The sequence below is a fragment of the Cognatishimia coralii genome (assembly GCF_037478305.1).
In the GTDB taxonomy this organism is placed as follows: Bacteria; Pseudomonadota; Alphaproteobacteria; order Rhodobacterales; family Rhodobacteraceae; genus Cognatishimia; species Cognatishimia coralii.
Genome location: NZ_JBBGAZ010000001.1, coordinates 300,864 through 324,730, shown reverse-complemented (window position 1 = coordinate 324,730; position 23,867 = coordinate 300,864). Strand labels below are relative to the sequence as shown.

General features: G+C 58.0%; 20 protein-coding genes and 1 tRNA gene. 14 read left to right on the top strand and 7 right to left on the bottom strand.

Annotation, left to right across the window (positions count from 1 at the left end; all coding sequences use genetic code 11):
- Positions 1–59: 59 nt before the first annotated feature.
- The 5 genes from WG622_RS01600 to pdxH form a co-directional block, all read right to left on the bottom strand.
- On the bottom strand, positions 60–3,692 hold the full coding sequence (locus tag WG622_RS01600) for a vitamin B12-dependent ribonucleotide reductase (protein WP_339401994.1): 3,633 nt from the start codon (positions 3,690–3,692) through the stop codon (positions 60–62).
- Positions 3,693–4,294: 602 nt separating this feature from the next.
- A tRNA-Pro gene (locus WG622_RS01595) sits at positions 4,295–4,371 on the bottom strand.
- 88 nt (positions 4,372–4,459) lie between these two features.
- Complete coding sequence (locus WG622_RS01590; RefSeq protein ID WP_339401993.1) at positions 4,460–4,954, bottom strand: DUF192 domain-containing protein; 495 nt, start codon at positions 4,952–4,954, stop codon at positions 4,460–4,462.
- Positions 4,955–4,957: 3 nt separating this feature from the next.
- Positions 4,958–5,476, bottom strand: a complete 519-nt coding sequence (locus tag WG622_RS01585; RefSeq protein ID WP_339401992.1) for a cold-shock protein — start codon at positions 5,474–5,476, stop codon at positions 4,958–4,960.
- Positions 5,477–5,598: 122 nt separating this feature from the next.
- A complete protein-coding gene (gene pdxH, locus WG622_RS01580; protein WP_339401991.1) occupies positions 5,599–6,204 on the bottom strand; it encodes a pyridoxamine 5'-phosphate oxidase in 606 nt (201 codons plus the stop codon).
- 122 nt (positions 6,205–6,326) lie between these two features.
- Between pdxH and fabI the strand changes: the two genes are divergently transcribed.
- From fabI to trpE, 6 genes are all read left to right on the top strand, one after another.
- The gene (gene fabI / locus WG622_RS01575) at positions 6,327–7,145 is read left to right on the top strand and encodes an enoyl-ACP reductase FabI (RefSeq protein ID WP_209356170.1); all 819 of its coding nucleotides are present in this window, start codon (positions 6,327–6,329) and stop codon (positions 7,143–7,145) included.
- Positions 7,146–7,269: 124 nt separating this feature from the next.
- Positions 7,270–7,878, top strand: coding sequence for a LysE family translocator (locus tag WG622_RS01570; RefSeq protein WP_339401990.1), 609 nt, complete (start codon positions 7,270–7,272; stop codon positions 7,876–7,878).
- A 101-nt stretch (positions 7,879–7,979) separates the two neighbouring features.
- On the top strand, positions 7,980–8,498 hold the full coding sequence (gene gpt / locus WG622_RS01565) for a xanthine phosphoribosyltransferase (protein WP_209356168.1): 519 nt from the start codon (positions 7,980–7,982) through the stop codon (positions 8,496–8,498).
- 6 nt (positions 8,499–8,504) lie between these two features.
- Positions 8,505–9,689 (top strand): aminotransferase, encoded by a 1,185-nt coding sequence (locus tag WG622_RS01560; RefSeq protein ID WP_339401989.1) that lies wholly within the window; start codon positions 8,505–8,507, stop codon positions 9,687–9,689.
- 102 nt (positions 9,690–9,791) lie between these two features.
- Positions 9,792–11,636 carry a peptidylprolyl isomerase gene (locus WG622_RS01555; RefSeq protein WP_339401988.1) on the top strand — a complete coding sequence of 615 codons (1,845 nt, stop codon included), beginning with the start codon at positions 9,792–9,794 and terminating at the stop codon, positions 11,634–11,636.
- Positions 11,637–11,651: 15 nt separating this feature from the next.
- The gene (gene trpE / locus WG622_RS01550; RefSeq protein WP_339401987.1) at positions 11,652–13,163 is read left to right on the top strand and encodes an anthranilate synthase component I; all 1,512 of its coding nucleotides are present in this window, start codon (positions 11,652–11,654) and stop codon (positions 13,161–13,163) included.
- 51 nt (positions 13,164–13,214) lie between these two features.
- On the opposite strand, the gene WG622_RS01545 is transcribed toward trpE, so the two are convergent.
- Positions 13,215–14,624: a divergent polysaccharide deacetylase family protein gene (locus tag WG622_RS01545; protein ID WP_339401985.1), complete on the bottom strand. Its 1,410-nt coding sequence runs from the start codon at positions 14,622–14,624 to the stop codon at positions 13,215–13,217.
- A 164-nt stretch (positions 14,625–14,788) separates the two neighbouring features.
- Between WG622_RS01545 and WG622_RS01540 the strand changes: the two genes are divergently transcribed.
- The 7 genes from WG622_RS01540 to lexA all read left to right on the top strand — a co-directional run bounded on the left by WG622_RS01540 (position 14,789) and on the right by lexA (position 20,305).
- Complete coding sequence (locus WG622_RS01540) at positions 14,789–15,370, top strand: anthranilate synthase component II (RefSeq protein ID WP_339401984.1); 582 nt, start codon at positions 14,789–14,791, stop codon at positions 15,368–15,370.
- Entirely contained in the window at positions 15,367–16,389 is a 1,023-nt protein-coding gene (gene trpD / locus WG622_RS01535; protein ID WP_339401983.1) for an anthranilate phosphoribosyltransferase, read from the top strand. Before WG622_RS01540 ends, trpD begins: the two co-directional genes overlap by 4 nt.
- Positions 16,389–17,063, top strand: a complete 675-nt coding sequence (locus tag WG622_RS01530; RefSeq protein WP_339401982.1) for a uracil-DNA glycosylase — start codon at positions 16,389–16,391, stop codon at positions 17,061–17,063. The genes trpD and WG622_RS01530 overlap by 1 nt, the downstream gene beginning before the upstream one ends.
- Positions 17,060–17,869 (top strand): indole-3-glycerol phosphate synthase TrpC, encoded by an 810-nt coding sequence (gene trpC / locus WG622_RS01525; protein ID WP_339401981.1) that lies wholly within the window; start codon positions 17,060–17,062, stop codon positions 17,867–17,869. Before WG622_RS01530 ends, trpC begins: the two co-directional genes overlap by 4 nt.
- Positions 17,870–17,872: 3 nt before the next feature.
- Positions 17,873–18,355, top strand: a complete 483-nt coding sequence (gene moaC / locus WG622_RS01520) for a cyclic pyranopterin monophosphate synthase MoaC (protein WP_339401980.1) — start codon at positions 17,873–17,875, stop codon at positions 18,353–18,355.
- On the top strand, positions 18,352–19,527 hold the full coding sequence (locus tag WG622_RS01515; protein WP_339401979.1) for a molybdopterin molybdotransferase MoeA: 1,176 nt from the start codon (positions 18,352–18,354) through the stop codon (positions 19,525–19,527). Before moaC ends, WG622_RS01515 begins: the two co-directional genes overlap by 4 nt.
- A 94-nt stretch (positions 19,528–19,621) precedes the next feature.
- The gene (lexA, locus tag WG622_RS01510) at positions 19,622–20,305 is read left to right on the top strand and encodes a transcriptional repressor LexA (RefSeq protein ID WP_339401978.1); all 684 of its coding nucleotides are present in this window, start codon (positions 19,622–19,624) and stop codon (positions 20,303–20,305) included.
- Here lexA and WG622_RS01505 read toward each other — a convergent pair.
- Complete coding sequence (locus WG622_RS01505; RefSeq protein ID WP_339401977.1) at positions 20,299–22,341, bottom strand: ComEC/Rec2 family competence protein; 2,043 nt, start codon at positions 22,339–22,341, stop codon at positions 20,299–20,301. The genes lexA and WG622_RS01505 overlap by 7 nt on opposite strands.
- Positions 22,342–22,419: 78 nt before the next feature.
- On the opposite strand from WG622_RS01505, the gene gltX reads away from it, so the two are divergent.
- A complete protein-coding gene (gltX, locus tag WG622_RS01500; RefSeq protein ID WP_339401976.1) occupies positions 22,420–23,820 on the top strand; it encodes a glutamate--tRNA ligase in 1,401 nt (466 codons plus the stop codon).
- Positions 23,821–23,867 lie beyond the last annotated feature (47 nt).

Genomic DNA, 23,867 nt, shown 5'->3' with positions numbered 1-23,867 from the left:
GGATATACCCCCCGCCGAGGGTGTCGGATGGGCTAGAGCGCCCGTCCCCCGAGGTAGTCTTAGCTGCACCCAGACGTCGCGCCGCAGGTGTTGCATTTCATGCAGGTGCCGTTGCGCACCAGCGTGTAGTTGCCGCAGTCGCCACAAGGATCACCCTCGTAGCCTTGCATCTTGGCCTTGTCCCGCGCACTCATCGTTGGGGTGGCCGCTGCAACCGTAGTGGTTGCTTCGCCAACCTCTGGCACGAGGGTTTCCAGCGCGGCACTGGCATCCAACGCTTCCGTGCCGCCATTCAGAACCAACAACTCTTGCGGCATACGCTTGCGTAGGTAACCGGTTGAAGAAATCTGCTTCAGCACTTCCAAAGAGCGGTTCGCAGCTTCGCCGCTCATCTCTTTGATATTGCTGACACCTTCCTCTTCGCCACGACCCAGATCGTCAAAGGCCGGACCCTGCGGTTTCACATGCGCCAGATCGGTGCGGTCCAGATAAGACACGGCCAATTCGCGGAAGATATAGTCCAGAATAGAGGTCGCGTTCTTGATGCTGTCATTGCCCTGCACCATGCCCGCTGGCTCGAATTTGGTGAAGGTGAAGGCATCGACGAACTCTTCCAGAGGCACACCGTATTGCAGGCCAACCGACACCGCGATGGCGAAGTTGTTCATCATCGCCCGGAAGCCCGCGCCCTCTTTGTGCATGTCGATAAAGATCTCGCCCAAAGAGCCATCGGAGTATTCGCCGGTCCGCAGATAGACCTTGTGCCCACCAACGACTGCCTTTTGGGTATAGCCCTTGCGGCGTTCCGGCATCTTCTCGCGGCTTTTCGCCATGACTTCTTTGATGACGACTTTCTCGACGATCTTCTCGGCGATCACAGCGGCTTTTTGCTGTGGCGTACCGGATTCGAGGATCTCTTCGGCCTCTTCATCATCCTCAATCAGCGCCGCTGCGAGAGGTTGCGAGAGTTTGGAGCCATCGCGATAAAGCGCGTTTGCTTTGACACCCAAGGACCAGGACAGCTCATAAGCCTTCTGGCAATCCTCGATGGTGGCGTCATTCGGCATGTTGATCGTTTTAGAAATCGCGCCGGAGATGAACGACTGTGCTGCTGCCATCATAGTGATGTGGCTGTCCACAGACAAATAGCGTTTGCCCTTCTTGCCGCATGGGTTGGCGCAATCAAAGATGTGCAGATGCTCTTCTTTGAGGAACGGCGCGCCTTCCAAAGTCATGGTGCCGCACACGTGATCATTGACCGCGTCGATATCGGCTTTGCTGAAACCAAGGTGCCGCAGAAGGTTGAACTCTGGGTCCATCAGTTTTTCAGCAGGGACGCCGAGCGTCTTGGTGACAAACTCTTCGCCAAGGGTGAAGTGGTTGAAAACAAAGCGGATATCAAAGGCAGTCGCAAGCGACCCTTCGATTTTCGCCAGTTCCTCCGCGCCAAACCCATGACCAGCCAGCGTGGTCGGGTTGATCGCTGGCGCGTTGCCAAGGGATCCGTGACCGACTGCATAGGCGATGATTTCTTCGATCTCAGAGGATTTGTAGCCCAGCTTCGCCAGCGCATTCGGCACAGAGCGGTTGATGATCTTGAAATAACCGCCGCCTGCGAGCTTCTTAAACTTCACCAGCGCAAAGTCAGGCTCGATGCCGGTCGTGTCACAATCCATGACCAGACCGATGGTGCCGGTCGGCGCGATCACAGAGACCTGCGCGTTGCGGTAGCCGTGTTTCTCACCCAGCGCCAGCGCCTCGTCCCAGCTGTCCATCGCCAGTTGGCCCAGCGTGTCATCAGGGATATTCGCCAGATCCAGAGCGACTGGTTTCACTTCCAGTGCCTCATAGCCGTCGGTCGCCCCATAGGCCGCGTTGCGGTGGTTGCGGATGACGCGCAGCATGTGGTCTGCGTTTTTGGCGTGGCCCGGGAATGGCCCCAGCTCTTTCGCCATTTCCGCCGAAGTCGCATAGGACACACCAGTCATCACCGCGGTCAGCGCAGCGCCAAGGGCGCGGCCTTCGTCGCTGTCATAACCATAGCCCATGTTCATCAAGAGGCCGCCGATGTTCGCATAGCCCAGACCCAAAGTGCGGAAGTCGTAAGAGCGCTGCGCGATCTCTTTGGATGGGAACTGCGCCATCATCACAGAGATTTCCAGCGTCACGGTCCACAGGCGGGTTGCGTGGACGTAATCGTCGGACTGGAATTCGCCGTCTTTCAAGAACGTCAGCAGGTTCATAGACGCCAGGTTACAGGCCGTGTCATCCAGGAACATATATTCAGAACAAGGGTTTGAGCCCCGGATCTCACCGTCTTCTGGGCAGGTGTGCCATGCGTTGACCGTGTCGTGGAACTGGATGCCCGGGTCAGCACAGGCCCATGCGGCGTGGCCGACTTGTTCCCACAGATCGCGCGCTTTGATGGTCTTCGCGACCGTGCCGTCGGTGCGGCGGATCAGCTCCCAATCTTTGTCCTCGCGCACAGCTTTCAGGAAGCTGTCGGTGACGCGGATCGAGTTGTTAGAGTTCTGGCCCGAGACAGAGGCATAGGCCTCGGAATCCCAATCAGTGTTATAGGTCGGGAACTCGATGCTCTCGTAGCCCTGACGCGCGTAATCCAGCACGCGCTTGACATAAGTCTCTGGGATCGCGACTTTTTTCGCGCCACGGATCGCGCTCTTCAGCTGATCGTTTTTCTTTGGATCAACCGCGTCCTCGCTGCTGCCGTCCCAGCCCCGGATCGCCGCGAAGATGTCGTTCAGCTTGGCTTCGTGCATTTTGGAACCGGCCACGATGGACGCGACTTTCTGTTCCTCTTTGACTTTCCAGTTGATGAATTCCTCAACGTCCGGGTGGTCCGCATCACAGATCACCATCTTGGCCGCCCGACGGGTGGTCCCGCCAGACTTAATCGCGCCCGCTGCACGGTCGCCGATTTTCAAGAAGCCCATCAGGCCCGATGACTTACCACCGCCAGACAGTGCCTCGCCCTCGCCACGCAGGCCAGAGAAGTTGGTGCCGGTGCCGGAGCCATATTTGAACAGACGCGCTTCACGCACCCAGAGATCCATGATGCCGCCGTCATTTACCAGATCGTCAGACACAGACTGGATAAAGCAGGCATGCGGCTGTGGATGCTCATAGGACGACTTTGACTTTGTCAGCTTGCCCGTCTTGTAGTCCACATAATGGTGCCCCTGCGCAGGACCGTCGATGCCATAGGCCCAATGCAGTCCGGTGTTAAACCACTGCGGAGAGTTCGGTGCGGCGCGCTGTGTCGCCAGCATATGGCGCATCTCGTCAAAATAGGCGCGTGCGTCTTCTTCGGTGGTGAAATAGCCACCCTTCCAGCCCCAATAGGCCCAGGCGCCAGCCAGACGGTCAAAAACCTGCTTGGACGAGGTCTCGCCCCCCATTTCCGCGCCTTCAGCGGGAACAGAGCGCCACAGAAACTCTGGAACGCCCTTTTCTTTGACCTTTTTAAGCTTCGACGGAACACCCGCTTTACGGAAGTATTTCTGCGCAATCACGTCGGAGCCCACTTGGCTCCAGCTGGTTGGTACTTCGACATCATCCAGTTTGAAGACGATGGATCCGTCCGGATTTCGGATCTCGGATGTGGTGGTTAAAAACTCCAGATCCGCATATGCGTCTTGTCCTGCTGTGGTGAACCGTCTTTGAATTTGCATCGTCGCCCCTTAGTCCCGATCCTGCTGCCCAATCTCAAAAGCGGATGCAAACCTACATGTGTCGGGGTCTTCTCGAAGTCACAACGTCCCTGTCCGCTCAAAGCCTTAGCCGAGCGATGCCGGGCTTCTGCCCAGTCTTGATCATGTTATGTCTACCGCGGCCCCGAGTGCACAATATCTAGTGTCCGCCTTATCCGCCCACACAATCTGGCGTATGGAGCCCTATGGGGTCAACGCTTTTATTTGATTAAAAACGCCAAAAATTGTGTTGACCAAATTCCGATTCTGGGCGGTGTGCTAGATTCTGTAGCGGGGCAAAGACAGGCTGTGGATAACTCACAATTCAAGCGCATCGCCGAAGCCCTTATAAAATAACAAAAATTGTAGATATCCCCAAAGCAACGCACAAAAAACACAATATCTAGGGGTTAACGGGCGATTAACACAAGATGTGCGATATTTTTTCGAGGCCGCGAAATTCAACCTTTGCGCGAACGGAAATCTCATACGTTCAGGAGCCCCTGCCCAAAAAGCAGCCCCCAGAACAGGTCAAAATCGCGGCTAAATTAACCGCGCTTTTAACGTTGTCTCTGAGAGAGAAGTGGTCGGGGCGGCGAGATTCGAACTCACGACCCCCTGTACCCAAAACAGGTGCGCTACCAGACTGCGCTACGCCCCGGACCGTGGAGTGGTCTTTAAATGTAGCTCTCGGGAATGAAAAGCGAAAAACTGCATTTCAGTGCGATTTTTTTGCGCGGCTTTGATTTTCATTCGCTATCGCGACAGGGCCAAACCGCAAGATGCTGAAGAACAGATGGGTGGCGCAGCTCTGAGCCCACCGTAATACCGATTGCGCGCGCCAGGCCCCCATTGATTTCCAAAACATAGCGCGCAGGCACATCGCTTGAGATCGAGGTCAGATCGCGCGGAATCGCCCGTTCGTGGATTTTGACCACGCGGCCTGTCTCGTCCAGAAAGATCATATCCAGAGGGATCAACGTGTTCTTCATCCAGAACGACACAACCCGCGTCTGGTGATACACAAAGAGCATGCCCGCACTCATGGGCATCTCGAGGCGATGCATCAATCCCCTCTGGCGCTCGATCGCATCGTCCGCCACTTCGACGTTAAAGCGAACCTCGCCCCAATCGCCACGCAATTGGGCCGTGTCGACACGACAGTCGGTTGCGGCCGAAACCGCGCTAAAAAGCCCCATTGAGAGAACAAAGCCGCCAAAAAGAGAGGTCCGGCGAACAGGCATGGCCTACTTCAGAACCGCTTCCCATGCGCAGATCTGCATGGCCATTTTGCCGCGCTGACCATCCATCACACGGATGGCAAGCGCTTCGCCCGGTTGCAATTCGCTTAGACCGGAGCGGCGCAGCACTTCGACATGCACAAAGACGTCGTCGGAATTGCCAAAGATATTGGCAAAACCAAAGCCCTTGCTTTTGTCGAACCATTTGACGCGCGCAGGAGTCAAAGGGTGTTTTTCGATGTCTTCATCAGAAAGCTCTTCGAAATCCGCCAAAGTATTGGCAGGCGCACCTGCTGGGGGTGTGATCGATAGGATCTCTGTCGCCTGCACACCGCGCGCGGTTTCCTGCAAAACCAACTCTACGTTGGCGGATTCAGCGATCGAACTCTGTCCGAAATTTCGTAGAACGTTTGCGTGCAAGAGAATATCCGGCCCGCCCTCATCAGCGACGACGAACCCGAATCCTTTCACCGGATCGAACCATTTTACCTGCCCCGTAACGCGACGGGCGGCAGAATCTTGCATGACATCAGCCCTATAGTTTTTCCAAGCTCACCCCCATGAGCCGGTGATACAATGACGCTAAATGTCAGACCTATCAAGTATGATTTAAGCAATCGTGGAAAGAATTTCCACAAGCGCATAAATTACGGGTTCAACCGGGCAACGCTCCACGGAGAGTCTTGATCTTTCCGCGTCCAACGGAAGCGATCATGCAATCGAAACGCGCCATCCGCCCAGAATTCAACTTCAATCGGCGTGATGCGATAACCGCCCCAGAATTCGGGGCGCTTGGGGTTTGTCCCTAATTTCAAAGACAATTTCGCGGACTCCGCGAGCAACTCGGCCCGCGATCCCAGCGGCTGAGATTGTTTGCTGGCCCAGGCTCCGATCCGGCTTTTGAGAGAACGGGACGCGAAATAGTCATCCGCCTGAGGTCCGGATTCCCTGCTGACATGTCCACGTACGCGGATTTGCCGACGCAGGGATTTCCAATGCATCACAAAAGCAGCCTTCTCGGCGCTGTCGAGCTCTTGGGCCTTTGCTGACCCGTAGTTGGTGTAAAACACAAAGGCCGCATCTTCGATGTCTTTCAGCAAAACCATACGCGCATTGGGCATACCGCTTGCATCAACCGTCGACAGGGCGATGGCGTTGGGATCATTCACCTCACTTGTTTCGGCCTCAGACAGCCATTGGCGCGCCAGTTCAAACGGGTTGTCTCCGGCAAAAATACCTGTGCGGTCACTCATTTCGGTGGCTCCTTGACCTAGCGTCGGGTTTTACGGCGCATGTGCAACTCCCTGCCCTTGAAGCAGGCTGGCTGATCGCCTAAAGGATCATATAAAAGCGAATTAGGGACGGAGTAGTCCGAATGTCAAATAATCTGATGGCGGGCAAGCGCGGTTTGATCATGGGCTTGGCCAATGACAAATCCATTGCCTGGGGTATTGCCAAGGCTCTGGCAGATGCAGGCGCCGAGATGGCGTTCTCTTATATGGGCGAAGCGTTCAAGAAACGCGTTGCACCACTGGCCGAGCAGTTGAACGTCGACACGCTGATTGATTGTGACGTGTCCGACCCCGCTTCTGTGGATGCGGCTTTCTCCGAGATCGAAGCGAAATGGGGTAAGATCGACTTTCTGGTTCACGCCATTGGCTTTTCCGACAAGAACGAGCTGCGCGGGCGTTATGTAGACACCAGCCGCGACAACTTCCTTATGACAATGGACATCAGCTGCTACAGCTTTACCTCAGTCATGCAGCGTGCAGAGAAGCTGATGACGGATGGTGGCTCTGCTCTGACCTTGACTTATTACGGTGCCGAGCAGGTGATGCCGCATTATAACGTAATGGGTGTTGCGAAAGCGGCTCTGGAAGCTTCTGTGAAATATCTGGCCGAGGATTTGGGCAAAGACGGAATTCGCGTCAATGCGATCTCTGCAGGTCCAATCAAAACACTGGCCGCTTCAGGGATTGGTGACTTCCGCTATATTCTGAAATGGAACGAGCTGAACTCGCCACTGCGTCGCAATGTGACGATCGAGGATGTGGGCAATTCCGCGCTTTATCTGCTGAGCGATCTGGGCTCGGGCGTCACAGGCGAGAACCTGCATGTGGATGCAGGCTATCACGTGGTTGGTATGAAGGCCGTAGATGCCCCAGATATCGACGCGGTGACTGGCCGTAAGTAAGCGCCACCACGTCCGAAATTTTCAGGCCCGAGAGACCCCTCTCGGGCCTTTTCTTTTAGTCGGAAACTTTTAAAGTTTCCGACATCGATTTCTTTTAAAGAAATCGCGATATTTCGGAGCGCCCATGGAATTCACCCATATCATCGCCTTTAACGCCACGCTTTTGGCGGCCATCCTCAGCCCCGGCCCTGCCATGCTCATGTCGATCCGGGCGAGCCTCTCTGGCGGGTTTCGTCAGGGTTTCACTGTCGGGCTTGGCCTAGCCGTCATGGCGGCCACATGGACAGCACTGGCGCTTTTGGGGCTTGATGGGATCTTCACCCTCTTTCCATGGGCCTACCTGACCCTAAAAATCGCGGGTGCGCTCTATTTGATCTGGATCGCGGTGCAAACCTGGCGCAATGCGCGCACCCCGCTGAACCCCGAGGGCACGACGGCCACGCAAGGGAAATCTTTTCTCTCTGGCCTATCCGTGAACCTCGCAAACCCCAAATCCGTGCTTTTTGCCTCGGCCGTCCTTCTCGTGATCTTTCCTCAAGACATCACGCTGGTTGACAAAGCCTTTGTGGTCCTGAACCACCTGATCGTTGAAATCATCTGCTACGCGGGCTTCGCCCTTCTCCTCTCAACCCCCGCCGCGCGCGACAGCTACTTGCGTGCCAAGACAGTCATGGACCGGATCGCGGCGGGCGTCATGGGCGCTTTGGGCGTCAGGCTCTTGCTGGACAGGTAGCCGCTAAAATTAACCAAACGGGCAAATTGTAATTTCCGAGACAAGCCGCTAACACAGATCAAACGGCCATTTGGCCCAAGGGGATATCTAAGAGGCTTCACATGAACGATCGTCTGCCACACGAAAAAGGCTTTCACATCAGCTGGGACCAGATCCACCGCGATTCTCGCGCTTTGGCCTGGCGTTTGGACGGCAAAGGCCCGGATGACGGCGCCTGGCGCGCGATTGTGGCGATCACCCGTGGCGGCATGGCCCCGGCGATGATCGTAGCGCGCGAACTCGACGTACGAGTGGTCGATACGATCTCTGTGAAATCCTACCACTCTGGCGGCGGCAAAGCCGATCAACGTCGTGAGGCAGAGGTGCTGAAAGCGCCAGACGCGGACCTCATGGGCGATGGCGAAGGCATTTTGATCATCGACGATCTGGTGGATTCCGGCAAAACACTGGAACTGGTGCGCGAGACCTATCCAAAGGCGCATTTCGCGACCGTCTATGCGAAACCACAGGGTGAACCGCAGGTGGACACCTTCATCACCGGCGTCTCGCAAGACACTTGGATCTTCTTCCCATGGGATATGGCGCTGCAATACGTCCAGCCCTACCGCGGCGCGGACTGATCAGCGATGAGCGGGCTCATAACACGCACCAAAGCCACCTTCGCCCCGCCCGTTATGGAGGCGCGCCGTTGGCTGGAAGGCGTTAGCTTTAGCGAAGAGCACCCGCTCCTTAACGTCAGCCAAGCCGCCCCGGTCGATCCACCTCCGCTCCCGCTCCGCGAATTCCTCGCCGAAACTGCGCTGAATGTGCCCGACGCACATCTATATGGCCCAGTTCTGGGCCTGCCTGAGCTGCGCCACGAGGTCGCCTCGCAATGGAGCGCCGCCTATCAAGGCGAGATCCGCGACACGCAAGTCGCCATCACCTCAGGCTGCAACCAAGCCTTTGCTGCGGCGATCACGGCAATCTGCTCTGAAGCAGATGAGGTGATCCTGCCAACCCCTTGGTATTTCAACCATAAAATGTGGCTGGACATGTTGGGCATCAACAGCATTCCGCTCGCCACCGATGGCGCGCTTTTGCCTGATCCAGAGCACGCGAAAGCGCTGATCACCGACAAAACCAGCGCCATTGCCTTGGTCACACCAAACAATCCCGGCGGTGTGGAATACCCGCCAGAGCTGGTCCGCGCCTTCTTTGAGCTCGCGAAAGCCCATGGGCTGAAACTCATCGTGGATGAAACCTACCGCGACTTTGATTCCCGCACCGGAGCCCCGCATGATCTGTTCCAAGATCCCGACTGGGATCAAACGCTGATCCAGCTCTATTCCTTTTCCAAAGCCTACCGCCTGACCGGCCACCGCGTTGGCGCGATGCTCAGCTCCGAGGCGCTCTTGGCAGAGGCTGAGAAATTCCTCGACACGGTCGCGATTTGCCCCAACCAACTCGGCCAGCACGCAGCGCTTTGGGGCATGCAAAATCTTGGCGACTGGGTCGCAGGCGAACGGCTTGAGATCCTCGATCGCCGCGCCGCTATCGAAGACTATTTCCACAAGATCGCTGACACAGGCTGGGAGCTCATGGGTGTGGGCGCCTATTTCGCCTATGTGAAGCACCCGTTTGACATGCGCTCAGACCAGCTTGCGCAGAAGATGGTCAAAGACATCCACGTCCTCGCCCTGCCCGGCACGATGTTCATGCCCGACAGCGATCCTTCGGGTGGGCAGCAAATGCGCATCGCCTTCGCCAATGTGGCGCGTCCCGATATCAAAGTCTTGTTCGCCCGCATGAGCACGCTTTCCGCCGGATAACACAGGGTTTAACACCGAAACCGCCCTGCCCCCTTGCCCCTGCCCGACGGGCGTCGTAGACATCTGCGAAGCATAGAAAAACCGCGCCAATAAGGGGGCCGCATGTCTCAGAAATCTTCGATCTCAAACAAGCTTGTCTGGGTTCTGATGGGGCTTTTGATCCTCAGCCTTGGCGGCTTTGGCATCACCAACCTCGGCGGCACGATCAACAACGTCGGCACTGTGGACGGTAAACCCATTGCCGTAACCACCTACTCGCGCGCTGTGCAGCAGGAGCTCACCAACCTGTCCCAGCAAACCGGCCAGCAAATCACCTTTCAGCAGGCACAGCTTTTTGGTCTGAATCAGCAGGTTTTGGGCCGCCTTGTCACGCAACGTGCTCTGGATGCCGAGGCAGAACGTTTGGGTCTGTCGATTGGTGACGAAAATGTGCGTGACGAATTGCTTAGCATCCCGGCCTTCCAGGGTCTGGACGGAAACTTTGACCGTGAAGCCTATGCCTTCACGCTCGACAGTGCCGGTCTTAACGAAGGTGAGTTTGAACAGAGCCTGCGCGAAGGGGCCGCAACCACCCTCCTGCAAACCGCTGTGACGGCGGGCGTTCAGATGCCGGCAACCTATGCCGACACCATCCTCAGCTATCTCGGTGAAACCCGTGATTTCACGATGGCAGTTCTGACCGAGGCCAATCTGCCAGAGCCCGTGGCCGCACCGGATGAGGCCGCCCTGCAGGCCTATTACGACGCCAACACAGATCAATTCCTGCGTCCCGCCACCCGCGACATCACCTACGCTTGGCTGACGCCTGATATGATCCTCGACACGGTCGAAGTCGATGAAACTGCCGTGCGCGCGCTCTATGATGATCGCTCCGCGCAGTATAACCAACCCGAACGCCGCTTGGTCGAACGTCTGGTCATGGGATCCACCGAGGCGGCCCAAGCGGCCATCGACGCCATCGCAGCAGGCACCGAGAGCTTTGAGGCAACCGTTGAGGCCCGCGGCCTGAGCCTTGCGGATGTAGATCTGGGTGATGTCACCAAAGAGAGCCTTGGCGCAGCGGGCGATGTAGTCTTCGGCGCGGCCTCCGGCCAAACCGTTGGTCCTGTAGATACGGATCTTGGTCCAGCCATTTACCGCATCAACGGCATCCTGAACGCGCAATCCACTTCTTTTGAGGACGCGCAAGCCGAGCTGCGCGCGGAGCTGGCAGGCGACCGCGCCCGCCGTGTGATTGATGCGCAGATCAACGACATCGACGACCTTCTCGCTGGTGGCGCGACTATCGAAGAACTCGCGACAGAAACCGAAATGCAAGTTGCCACAATCAACTGGCACGCAGGATTGTCCGAAGGCATCGCCGGTTACGAAGAATTCCGCGCACAGGCGGTCCAAGTCACCGAAAGCGACTTTCCGGCGATCGAAAACCTTGCAGACGGTGGTATCTTTGCGATCCGTTTGGATGGTGAAACCGAGGCCTCTCCGGCCCCGTTTGTCGACGCGAAAGCCGACGTCGAAGCCGCATGGCGCGCGCAGGCCGTTGGCGATGCACTGCAGTCCTTGGCAACCGATTATGTGTCTCAGATGGCCGCGGGTGCTGACATCATCTCTCTTGGCGTGACTGTGCTGCAGGAAACCGACATCGCCCGTGGTGATTTCATTCCAGACGTGCCTGCAACGCTGGTTGAAACCGTCTTTGGCATGGATCTCGGCGGCGTTGCGACCGTCGCGGGTGGCCAGAGCGTCGCTGTGGTGGAACTTGACGCCATCAACGCTGCCGATCTGGCGGAGGGCGAGGCAGACAGCCTGCGCGGCATTCTGACGACGCAGGTCAATCAGACTTTCGCGCAAGAAATCCTGAACGCCTACAGCACGCAAATCCGCCTGAATGCGGATGTTCAAATCGACCAAAACGCCGTGAACGCTGTTCACAGCCATTTGCAATAAGGTAAGGGCCACCTCTTGGCACTGATCACGACTTTCGACGACTTCGCCAAAGGCTATGAGGCGGGTCAAAACCAGATCGTCTATGCGCGACTGGCGGCAGATCTGGACACACCTGTGTCCCTGATGCTGAAACTGACGGGCGCGCAGAAAGATGCGTTTATGCTGGAATCTGTCACCGGCGGAGAAGTCCGCGGGCGCTATTCCATCATCGGCATGAAGCCGGATCTGATCTGGAAATGTCACGGCACAACAAGCCGCCTGAACCGTCAGGCACGCTTTGATGGCGAGGCCTTTGAGGATCAGGCGGGCGACCCTCTGGCCAATCTTCGCGACCTGATTGCCGAGAGCAAAATCAATTTGCCCGATGATCTGCCACAGGCCTCAGCAGGGCTCTTTGGCTATCTGGGCTATGACATGATCCGTCTGGTCGAGCATCTGCCCAATATCAACCCTGATCCCTTGGGATTGCCTGACGCCTGCATGATGCGCCCCTCTGTGGTGGCTGTTCTAGACGGCGTCAAAGGCGAGGTCACCGTGGTGTCTCCGGCTTGGGTATCCGAGGGCGTGAGCGCTAAGGCCGCCTATGCGCAGGCCGCTGAGCGCGTGATGGATGCCATGCGCGATCTGGAACGCGCCATGCCGCAAGCGAGCCGAGATCTGGGCTCTGAGGCGACGGTCGGCGAGCCGGTCAGCAACTTCAGCAAAGAGGGCTATATGGCCGCGGTGGAGAAGGCCAAAGACTATATCAAAGCGGGCGACATCTTTCAGGTCGTGCCCGCGCAACGCTGGACACATGATTTCCCGCAGGCGCCGTTTTCCCTGTATCGCAGCCTGCGCCGCACGAACCCCAGCCCCTTCATGTTCTATTTCAACTTCGGCCCCTATCAGGTCGTCGGAGCAAGCCCCGAGATCCTCGTGCGGGTCTTTGGCAATGAGGTGACCATTCGCCCCATCGCAGGCACGCGCCCACGTGGTGCAACACCCGAGGAAGATCGTGCCAATGAGGCGGATCTTTTGGCGGACAAAAAAGAGCTAGCAGAACATCTGATGCTGCTCGATCTGGGCCGCAACGACGTCGGACGCGTGGCCAAAATCGGTACTGTGAAACCGACCGAAGAGTTCATCATCGAACGCTATAGCCACGTGATGCATATTGTCTCGAACGTGGTCGGAGAGCTGCATGAAGACCAAGATGCGCTAAGCGCGTTCTTCGCGGGTATGCCAGCGGGCACCGTGTCAGGCGCCCCCAAGGTGCGCGCGATGGAGATCATCGACGAGCTGGAACCTGAGAAACGTGGCATCTACGGCGGTGGCGTTGGCTATTTCAGTGCAGGCGGCGATATGGACATGTGTATCGCGCTCAGGACCGCGATTGTGAAAGACCAGAAGCTCTATATTCAAGCAGGTGGCGGCGTGGTCTATGACAGCGATCCAGAAGCCGAGTTTATGGAAACCGTCCATAAATCCAACGCGATCCGGCGGGCTGCGGCGGATGCTGGGCGCTTTGAAGGATCGGGCAACTCATAGAATCGATTTCTTTAAAAGAAATCGACGACGGAAACTTTCAAAGTTTCCGTCTCATCCTTCGGTCTGCGCGCGCAACAAGGTCGAGGCCGGTGCCAACGCGACCGTCGAGGCGCGATCCGCCAAGGTCCAGACCGCCAGAGCCGCCAGCGTATCTTGGCGCAAGTGGCCCAACATCAAAACACCATCCTCTTGGCGCGCCTTAAACGCCGCCTGATCCAAGAACCGGCGCATCACGACCTCGGTCTGGCCCTTGCTGTCGATATCGCGAAAGACAGTCACTGACGGTACGCCGTCGCGCGCCGCCATTTTCTGCGCCGTATTCAGCCCCTTGGGCCGCATCACCAAGCCATGGCCAGAAGCTCTGACAAAAGAAATCACCTGATCTGAAACTTCGCGGCTTTCCTGCAGACCAGTCGCTGCGCCTTCAAGAATGGCAACACTTTCCGGCAGATTCGCCAGACCCGTGGCAAGATTGACCTCGACATCTTCGGGCTTGGCACCCTCTGGCAGATCCAAAACCGCAAGCACCTCAAGCCCCATAGAGCGGAACATGCGCGCACGCTCCACCGCATTAGAGGCCGCCGGGTTTACTGCAATGCTCAGAGGAAACGGAAACTCGCGCAGGATGCTCAGATCCAGATCGCTTTTGCCCTCGTCAATCAGAACGACCGACAGGATTGGCCGCGAGTTGATGCGTTCAAACTTTGCAGCGAACTGCACCAGCGGGCTAGAGTCGCCTACCCCCGCCGCATCCGCCGCAACCTGCGATGACCCAACAGTGGGCAAACGGGTCGACGTCAACTGCGGAAAGGCTTCGTCGAGATCAGTGGCAGGTTGCAAAAGGGACGTCTGAACGTCTTCTTCTTCAGAGCGTCCTGACGCAGGAACGCCCAGATCTGTAGGCGTGGGATTTGCACGAGTGGTCTCGATGGGGACGTTGATCGTGGTCGGCGCACTCGGCGATTCAGAAACTGAGGGGGCGGCCAAGGTTGCCGTTTCCGTGGTTGCGACCTGAGGGCGCTGCACCGGCCTCAACGTGATTTCTGGTGTATCGCTCTCGGCTTCGGGCGTTTGAATGGCATTCGCCTGAGGTGTCGGGAAGACGGGTTCCAGGGCTGTCACAGCAACGGCAGAGGCCTCGTCCACGATCGGATCGCCATCCACGACAACGACGTCCGACGGCGTTGGTCGGGGCGCTGAGGCGCGATCTGCGTCCGGCACACCTTCCCCATCGGACTGAGCAGGCGCGGCCGCAACTGTATCGGTTGCAAGAGGCGCATCGGCCTCTGAGGGCGTGGCAAGACCGGGCTGCACGCTGGCACGCGGTTCCGCCACAGCCTGCGTGGCTTCACTTTCCAGTTCAATCCGCGCAGGCAAAGGCGACACGAGAGACACCACGCCCGCAAAGACAAGACCAATGGCCCCGCCACCCAGAAATCCGACCAAAATCCCGCGTATCATGCGCTTACGTCCTTCGTGCCTCTGTTTTTTGGCCCTTCGGCCGTTTTTTTGGATAAGCAGCTGCCCCGCCCCTTGACCCTTGGGGTCAAGCCTGACCATGTATACCGCGACCGGGCGGGATCTTCCTACCCCGATCTTAAGAAACTTTGTAACCGGGCCGTATCATGCTGCTTTTGATCGATAACTACGACAGTTTTACCTACAATCTTGTGCACTATTTGGGCGAACTTGGCGCCGACGTACAAGTTTGGCGGAACGACGCGATCAATACACAAGAAGCGATGGCGATGAATCCTGCAGGGATTCTCTTGTCCCCTGGGCCTTGCACGCCGAATGAAGCGGGCATCTGCCTGTCTTTGGTTGAGGCTGCGGCAGAGACCGGAACGCCATTGATGGGCGTTTGCTTGGGGCACCAGTCCATCGGTCAGGCCTTTGGCGGCAATGTCGTGCGCTGCCATGAGATCGTGCATGGCAAGATGGGTAAGATGCATCACACAGGCAAAGGGGTGTTTGCGGGGCTGCCGACGCCGTTTGACGCGACACGCTATCACTCGCTGGTCGTTGACCGGGAAACCCTGCCATACAGCCTTGAAATCACAGCAGAGCTTGAGGACGGCACCATCATGGGGCTTCAGCACCGAGAGTTACCAATTCAAGGCGTGCAATTCCACCCTGAATCAATTGCCTCGGAACACGGCCACGCGCTGTTGAAGAATTTCCTCGACATGATGAAGGTGCCGGCATGAGCGACGCGCTAAAACCTCTGATCAATGCCGCCGCCAATGGCCCTTTGAGCCAAGAGCAGGCGGAAGCCGCGTTTGAAGTACTGTTCAACGGTGAAGCCACGCCCAGCCAGATCGGCGGCCTTCTGATGGCGCTGCGCACGCGTGGAGAAACTGTGGACGAATATGCTGCCGCGGCTGCTGTGATGCGCGCGAAATGCAAAGCTGTGAAAGCTCCTAAGGGCGCGATGGACATCGTTGGCACCGGCGGAGACGGCAAACATACGTTGAATATCTCCACGGCTACGGCCTTTGTTGTTGCCGGTGCTGGCGTGCCGGTTGCGAAACATGGCAACCGGAATTTGACCTCAAAATCAGGGACGTCTGATTTGCAGGGCCAGATGGGCATCAATGTGATGGTCGGCCCAGAGGTTGTTGAGAAGGCGCTGAATGAGGCCGGTATCGGCTTTATGATGGCCCCGATGCACCATCCGGCGATTGCGCATGTGATGCCAACGCGGACAGAACTCGGCACACGGACAATCTTTAATATTCTCGGCCCTCTAACCAATCCCGCGGGCGCGAAACGCCAATTGACCGGAGCTTTCACCAAGGATCTGATCCGCCCGATGGCGGAGACCCTGGGGCGTTTGGGCAGTGAGAAAGCCTGGCTTGTGCATGGCTCGGACGGCACGGATGAACTGACCATCACGGGCGTCAGCTGGGTTTCGGCGCTAGAGACAGATGGCTCAGTGAAGGATTTCGAACTCCACCCCGAAGAGGCAGGCCTACCGGTGCATCCCTTTGAGGCCATCGTCGGCGGCACGCCCGAAGAGAACGCCACCGCTTTCCGAACGCTTTTGGCGGGTGAAGCGAGCGCCTATCGAGACGCGGTATTGTTGAATGCCGCCTCTGCTTTGCTGGTGGCCGATGCGGTCAGTGATCTGAAAGAAGGCGTTGCCAAGGCCGCCGAAAGCATTGACAGCGGCGCTGCGAAATCCAAGGTTGAAGCCCTAGCGCGGATCACATCCGAGGCTGCCTGATGGGCGTCTCGGTCGGGCCCTCCGGTTCCTCTTCGATCCCTAAGGCATGGGCGCATCTACCGTTCTTTTCGGAACGATATCAATCAATTGAAGCGACAATCGCCGCAGATCCGCGAGATATCTTGCCGCCCGCACCCCAGCGTTTTGCGGCCCTCGCGGCTTGCGCGCCGGATGCGGTGCGCGTGGTGATCCTCGGCCAAGACCCATACCCGACGCCCGGCCACGCGCATGGTCTGTCGTTTTCCGTCGAACCTGACGTGGGCCCCCTGCCCCGCAGCCTCAACAATATCTACAAAGAGATGGTCGACGACCTCGGCCAAGCCCCTCGAACCGGAGACCTCCGCCCCTGGGCCGCCCAAGGCGTGCTTTTGCTGAACACCGTGCTCTCGGTCCCCGCAGGCGAGGCCAACGGCCACAAAGACCTCGGCTGGCAGCAACTCGCCCATGAGGTCCTCTCGGAAGTCTCACAAAAACCAACCGCCTTTGTCCTCTGGGGCAAACAGGCGCAGGCCCTCTCAAAACACATTCACCCGGGCGATCATCTGATGATAGAGACCGCCCACCCCTCTCCTTTGTCCGCCCGCCGTGGGTTCTTTGGATCAAAGCCCTTTTCACGGATCAACGACTGGCTTAGGAACCAAGGTGAACAAGAGATCAATTGGACGCACGCATGACCGACACTGTTCTGGATAAAATCAAGGCCTATAAGCTCGAAGAGGTCGCCGCCGACAAAAAGGCGAAATCTCTGGCCGATGTCGAGGAAGCTGCGCGCGCCGCAAGCCCCGTGCGCGGATTTGAGCGCGCGCTGTTCAAAGCATCCCGCCAAGGCTATGGCCTGATTGCCGAAGTCAAAAAGGCCAGCCCTTCCAAGGGCTTGATCCGCGCGGATTTTGATCCCGAAGACATCGCCGAAGCCTATGAAGCGGGCGGCGCGACCTGTCTGTCTGTCCTGACCGACACGCCGTCGTTCCAGGGTGCAAAAGAGTTCCTGACCATGGCGCGCGACGCAACCGACCTGCCCGCACTGCGCAAGGACTTCATGTATGACACCTATCAGGTGGCTGAGGCGCGCGCTTTGGGGGCCGACTGTATCCTGATCATCATGGCCTCGGTCAGCGATGCGCAGGCCGCGGAACTCGAAGCTGCCGCTTTTGAATGGAAGATGGATGTTCTGATCGAAGTCCACGACGGCGAGGAACTCGACCGCGCGATGTCGCTGAAATCCCCGCTGCTGGGCATCAACAACCGCAATCTCAAAACTTTTGAAACCACGCTCGACACCACGCGCACCCTAGCCCCTCGCGTGCCAAAGGATCGGCTTGTGGTCTGTGAAAGCGGGCTCTTCACGCCCGAAGACCTGGCCGAGATGTCCAAGGTCAACGCCCGCACATTCCTGATCGGCGAGAGCCTCATGCGTCAGGACGATGTGACGGCCGCGACCCAAAAGCTGCTCGCGAACCCAGCCCCCGCCGGAGCGTGACCCATGTCTGATCCAAAGCTCAGCCATTTCGACGCCAAGGGCGAGGCCCATATGGTCGACGTCAGCGAAAAACCGGTGACCTCGCGTGTCGCGACGGCTGAGGGCTATGTCAAAATGGCCCGCCAAAGCTTTGATATCGTTTCAGAAGGTCGCGCCAAGAAGGGCGACGTTTTGGCCGTCGCGCAGCTTGCGGGCATCATGGGCGCCAAACAATGCGCCACGCTGATACCGCTGTGTCACCCGCTGCCGATCACCAAAGTCTCGGTTGATCTCACATTGGATGAGACCCTGCCCGGGGTCCGCATCGAGGCGACCGTGAAAACCACCGGCCAGACCGGTGTCGAGATGGAGGCGCTGACCGCCGTCAATGTCGCAGCGCTCACCGTCTATGACATGGTCAAAGCGGTCGACAAGGCGATGGAGATCGGCGGCATTCGCGTGATCCTCAAGGACGGCGGCAAATCCGGCCGCTATCAGGCCGAATGATCACCGTCCCCGAGGCGCTCGCGCATCTTTTCGCACTGGCCAAGCCGCTTGAGGCGGAGTCCGTGCCTTTGGCGCAGGCCAATGGCCGCGTGCTGGCCGCCCCTGTGGCCGCGCGCCGCGATCAGCCACCGTTTTCGTCCTCGGCTATGGATGGCTATGCGGTGAAGAACGCCGAGGTCACCGAAGGCGCGACGTTTCAGGTGATCGGGGAATCTGCGGCGGGCCATGGGTTTGAGGGTACCGTCGAAACCGGCCAAGCCGTTCGGATCTTTACCGGCGCGCCTGTGCCTGAAGGTGCGGATCGCATTGTCATCCAAGAGGACGTGACACCTGACGGGGACGTCATCACTCTGGGTGAGGACTTAGACCAAGCGAAATACGTACGTGCCAAGGGCAGTGATTTCAAAGACGGTCAAACCATTGACGCCCCACGCCTTTTGCGCCCCACCGATATCGCTCTGATGGCCGCGATTAACATCGCCGAGGTCCCAGTCACTCGCCGCCCGCGCGTCGCCATCATGTCCACCGGAGACGAGCTGGTCATGCCCGGAGACAACCCCGGCTCAGATCAAATCATCGCGTCCAACTCCTTCGGCCTGCAGGCGATGCTGCGCGATATGGGCTGCGAGGCGCGTCTTTTGCCAATCGCGCGCGACACGGAGGCGAGTCTGCGCGCGGCCTTTTCACATTGTGACGACGTGGATCTGGTCATCACCATCGGCGGGGCCTCGGTCGGAGACCACGACCTTGTGGGCAAAGTCGCAGGTGATCTGGGCATGGAACGCAGTTTCTACAAGATCGCCATGCGCCCTGGAAAACCCCTGATGGCGGGTCGGCTTGCCTCGGGTGCCATGATGATCGGCCTGCCCGGCAACCCCGTGTCGGCCATGGTTTGTGGCACGGTCTTTGCCGCCCCTGTGATCCGCGCGATGCTTGGGCTTGGCGCGGCCGCTCAGCCCGCGCTGACGGCCCCTCTGGCGCATGACATCGCGGCCAACGGGATCCGTGAGCACTACATGCGCGCACGTATTGAAAATGGCGAACTAACCGTATTTGACCGTCAAGACAGCGCGCTTTTGACAGTGCTTTCTGACGCCAACGCCTTGGCGATCCGTCCTGTCAAAGATCCGGCGCGAAAGGCCGGGGACATCCTGCACTATATCCCGATTTGACCGCCTAAAACCGGAACAAATCCAAAACGGTTGACACAAAACGTGAACACATATAGAACAAACGCAAATCTTTAGGGTTTTCGGAGGCGAGCAGATGCTGACCAAGAAACAACGAGACTTGCTGGAGTTCATCCACAAACGGCTGCAACGCGATGGCGTGCCGCCCAGTTTTGACGAAATGAAAGACGCGCTTGATCTGCGGTCAAAATCGGGCATTCACCGTCTGATTACAGCCTTGGAAGAACGCGGTTTTATCCGCCGCCTCGCCCACCGCGCCCGCGCGATTGAGATTGTGAAATTTCCTGACGACATGGCCCCCGCTGGCTTTACGCCTCAGGTGATTGACGGCGGCAAGCCGGAACCCAAGATGCCTGAAATGCCCAAGGGGCTTGCGGCGATGGAACTGCCGATCATGGGCAAGATCGCCGCCGGTGTGCCGATTGAAGCGATCAGCCATGTGCATGATCACGTGGCGGTACCGGGCTCGATGCTCTCGTCTAACGGCAAGCATTTCGCCCTTGAGGTCAAAGGCGACTCGATGATCGATGCGGGCATCAATGATGGCGATGTGGTGATCATCAAAGATTCGGCTGTGGCTCAGGATGGCGACATCGTGGTGGCTCTGATCGAAGAGGAAGAGGCCACGCTGAAAACCTATAAACGCCAAGGCAGCAATATTGCGCTTGAGGCCGCGAACCCCGCTTATGAAACCCGTGTTTTGCCGGATCATAAGGTGCGCGTTCAGGGCAAGTTGGTCGGATTGATCCGCAGCTACTGAGCCTGCCCGGGCGGTGACCACAGGCGTGTGCCGCGGGTCTCTGCCACTGACACGAATTTCAAACTGTCCCCACGGACATAGATGGCCAAAGCTCCGGTTTTGGCCATTGTTTTTGGGGTGATAACGCGACACGGGAGTGAATGCCGCAGCTCTTCGGAAGCGATGAGGATATCCGAAGAGCGACACGCAACCCTCTGATCTGATTTCACTTTCCCGGGCTTCACCCAGATCGCATGGCCATCCAGATACGCGAAGGCAGCGTCTTTGTGTCCATCCTCACGACGCTCAAACGCCCCCTGTTGATCCACGACATCCCCGTCATTCTCCAGCCAGACACGCACAGCGAACCCCTGCCCGCGAGATTTATTGACGGTCCGGCCCGCCTCCGTCATCACCCCAACCACAGCACTGCTTTCATCGATCAAGACATCGGGCCGCTCAACCGCAACCCAAAGCCAGCCTCCAAGAGCCAATGGGACCAATCCAAACGACCTCAATCGCCCGACCCACAGCATCACAAACAGCGCACCCAGCGTGATCAGCGGCAAGACTACTCCCGGCGGCGCGACAACGGCCCTTCGCGCGCCGTCTAAGTCTGCGAAAAACGCGGCCACCCAAAGGATCCATTGCAACCCCCAGCCCATGACCGCGAGGGCGACCCCCTCAAGCCCCAAAGGTGCCAAACAAAACGCCACCACAGCCGCAGGCATCACCACAGCCCCCATGATCGGCACCGCAAGCAGGTTCGCAGGCAAACCATAGGCTGCATAGCCATGGAAATGCGCCCCCGCGAAAGGCGCGGTCGCTGCCCCTGCCACAAAGGATGTCAAACACAGCGCCAGGATAGGCTTAAGCCATCCCGGCACTGGCCAACCCGACGGAGACCTGAGTACCCCAAAGACCCAGACCAGAGCCGTGGTTGCAGCAAAAGACATGTGAAACCCTGGCGACAAGAGGCTTTCGGGGCGTAAAGCCAACACAATCAGAGCGGCAATCGCGACCGACCGCATCGAAATCGCGCGACGGTCGAGCATCACAGCAACCAAAGCGACCGCAGCCATCACGAAGGCCCGTTCTGTCGCAATGCTTGCGCCGGACAAAGCCAAATAGGCTGCCGCGGCCAATAATGCGCCGCCTGCCGCGTATTTTTTGACCTGAACATGCAGGGCGACATAGGGCCACAAAGCCATGACCGACCGCAAACCCGCGAAAACGACGCCGACCAACAAGCCCATATGCAGGCCTGATATTGCCAAGAGATGCGCGAGATTCGTTGTGCGCAGATGCTCGGTTGTGCTTTGGCGCAAATGGCTGCGATCCCCAGTTGTGATGGCTGCCGCAACCGCGCCGACGTCGCCGCTCAGATGTTTTCGTATCCCCTCGGACAGCGCAAATCGCACAGACGAAGTGGACAGGCCATCTGGAGGAGGCGTGATCTCACGAGGCAGCGCGCGTGTATAGCCAAGCGCCCCAAGGCTTTGAAACCAGGCATGTCTTTGAAAGTCAAAGCCTCCGGGTTCCACCGGCCCAGCCGGCGGCGCAAGGCGTGCCTTCATCTTGATACGCTGCAACGGTAGTGGCCGAAACCCCTCTGCCTTGCCATGCAAGGACACCCGCACCCGTTCAGGAGGCGCCCGCGCGCCCAGATCCCACATTGCAACCTGATCCAATGTCACACGCAGCGCATCAGATGACGAGCGATCAATGTCGATCACCCGCCCGGCAACAAGCCCATTGTAAGGCAGATCCAAGCGCGGCGCGGCGGCCTCATGGGCGCGCCATGTGGCGAGGGTGAAACCAGCGATAACAAGCGTCAGCGCTATCGGGATCGCCATAAATCCACTTCGGTCGAGTGCCGCCCAGATCAACAGCGGTATCGCAAGCGCCAAGAGGCCAAAAACCAAAGCCTGATCCGGTTCAAACCGGATCGAAAAATAGAGCCCGATCCCCAGTGCCAAAAACACCGGACACCAATGAAACAGATGCCCGCTTTGCCCCCTAAGCGTTCTTTCCAAAAACAGGGCAATCCGGAGCACTTGTTCTGCCCTCCTCTGAGCGATAGACAGGCCTCGAAAAATCTATGCCACTCTTGGTTACTGAAGGGTAAACCGCCTATGTCCACCGTCGTCACCCGCTTCGCCCCCTCTCCGACCGGCTTTCTGCATATCGGCGGCGCGCGCACTGCGCTGTTTAACTGGCTTTATGCGCGCGGGCGTGGCGGCAAGTTCCTGTTGCGGATTGAGGACACGGACCGCGCGCGCTCGACCCCTGAGGCGACGGATGCGATCCTGCAGGGCATGGCGTGGCTGGGGCTGGATCACGATGGCGATGTGATCAGCCAGTTTGAACGTGCGGATCGTCATGCCGAAGTGGCACTACAGCTTTTGGCCGAGGGCAAGGCCTATAAATGTTTTGCGACACAGGACGAGATTCAGGCCTTCCGTGACAAAGCCAAAGAAGAAGGCAAATCCACGCTTTATCGCAGCCCTTGGCGTGATGCGGATGCAGCCAGCCATCCGGATGCGCCATATGTGGTGCGGATCAAAGCTCCTCAGGACGGCACGACGGTGATCCGTGACGAAGTTCAGGGTGATGTGAAAATCGCCAATGAACAGTTGGATGACATGATCCTGCTGCGCTCTGATGGCACGCCGGTTTATATGCTGGCCGTCGTTGTGGATGACCACGACATGGGCGTGACTCATGTAATCCGGGGTGACGATCACCTCAATAACGCCGCGCGTCAAATGATGATCTATGAAGCCATGGGCTGGGATCTGCCGACCTATGCGCATATCCCGCTGATCTTTGGCCCGGATGGTAAGAAACTGTCCAAACGCCACGGCGCGACTGGTGCGGAAGAGTACCAAAAGATGGGCTATCCGGCGGCCGGCATGCGAAACTATCTGGCGCGACTGGGCTGGAGCCACGGCGATGACGAATTCTTTACCGATGCACAGGCCAAAGAGTGGTTTGATCTGGGTGGGATTGGCAAATCGCCAGCGCGGTTTGACTTCAAAAAGCTGGAAAACATCTGCGGTCAACATATTGCCGCGAGCGACGATGCCGCACTGCTGCATGAATTGGTTGATTTTCAACACGTTATGGGTGTGCAACCCTTTGACGCAGCGACAACCGAATTACTACAGGTGGGCATGTACTGTTTGAAAGAACGCGCCAAAACCTTCCCGGAACTCCTTGAAAAAGCTCACTTTATTACGGCACAGCGCCCGCTTCAGCCAGATGAGAAGGCATCAAAAAATCTTGATGATGTATCCCGTGGTATACTGAAAGAATTGACGCCGCAGCTGCAAAATGCTAGCTGGACGCGAGACGGACTTGAGGCAGTCACCAGTTCTTTTGCTGAGGCGAAGGAAATCAAATTCGGCAAGATGGCGGGCCCACTAAGGGCGGCTTTGGCCGGACGCGCGGTGACCCCAAGTGTTTTTGATATGATGCTCGTGTTGGGGCCGGACGAATCCATCGCTCGGTTGCAAGACGCGGCAGCAGACTAGGGCAAGGTCAACGACCCTTGCTTTGACGTAAAAGAGCCCCGGGCGTC

Excerpts from the sequence above, each read along its gene's own strand:
- pdxH (WP_339401991.1), bottom strand. The coding sequence starts at position 6,204 with ATGAGTGACCGCACAGGTATTTTTGCCGGAGACAACCCGTTTGAACTG.
- WG622_RS01585 (WP_339401992.1), bottom strand. The coding sequence starts at position 5,476 with ATGCAAGATTCTGCCGCCCGTCGCGTTACGGGGCAGGTAAAATGGTTC.
- trpC (WP_339401981.1), top strand. The coding sequence starts at position 17,060 with ATGACCGACACTGTTCTGGATAAAATCAAGGCCTATAAGCTCGAAGAG.
- WG622_RS01555 (WP_339401988.1), top strand. The coding sequence starts at position 9,792 with ATGTCTCAGAAATCTTCGATCTCAAACAAGCTTGTCTGGGTTCTGATG.
- lexA (WP_339401978.1), top strand. The coding sequence starts at position 19,622 with ATGCTGACCAAGAAACAACGAGACTTGCTGGAGTTCATCCACAAACGG.
- gltX (WP_339401976.1), top strand. The coding sequence starts at position 22,420 with ATGTCCACCGTCGTCACCCGCTTCGCCCCCTCTCCGACCGGCTTTCTG.
- WG622_RS01570 (WP_339401990.1), top strand. The coding sequence starts at position 7,270 with ATGGAATTCACCCATATCATCGCCTTTAACGCCACGCTTTTGGCGGCC.
- WG622_RS01590 (WP_339401993.1), bottom strand. The coding sequence starts at position 4,954 with ATGCCTGTTCGCCGGACCTCTCTTTTTGGCGGCTTTGTTCTCTCAATG.
- trpD (WP_339401983.1), top strand. The coding sequence starts at position 15,367 with ATGAGCGACGCGCTAAAACCTCTGATCAATGCCGCCGCCAATGGCCCT.
- gpt (WP_209356168.1), top strand. The coding sequence starts at position 7,980 with ATGAACGATCGTCTGCCACACGAAAAAGGCTTTCACATCAGCTGGGAC.
- WG622_RS01545 (WP_339401985.1), bottom strand. The coding sequence starts at position 14,624 with ATGATACGCGGGATTTTGGTCGGATTTCTGGGTGGCGGGGCCATTGGT.
- moaC (WP_339401980.1), top strand. The coding sequence starts at position 17,873 with ATGTCTGATCCAAAGCTCAGCCATTTCGACGCCAAGGGCGAGGCCCAT.
- WG622_RS01530 (WP_339401982.1), top strand. The coding sequence starts at position 16,389 with ATGGGCGTCTCGGTCGGGCCCTCCGGTTCCTCTTCGATCCCTAAGGCA.
- WG622_RS01560 (WP_339401989.1), top strand. The coding sequence starts at position 8,505 with ATGAGCGGGCTCATAACACGCACCAAAGCCACCTTCGCCCCGCCCGTT.
- WG622_RS01515 (WP_339401979.1), top strand. The coding sequence starts at position 18,352 with ATGATCACCGTCCCCGAGGCGCTCGCGCATCTTTTCGCACTGGCCAAG.
- WG622_RS01540 (WP_339401984.1), top strand. The coding sequence starts at position 14,789 with ATGCTGCTTTTGATCGATAACTACGACAGTTTTACCTACAATCTTGTG.
- WG622_RS01600 (WP_339401994.1), bottom strand. The coding sequence starts at position 3,692 with ATGCAAATTCAAAGACGGTTCACCACAGCAGGACAAGACGCATATGCG.
- fabI (WP_209356170.1), top strand. The coding sequence starts at position 6,327 with ATGTCAAATAATCTGATGGCGGGCAAGCGCGGTTTGATCATGGGCTTG.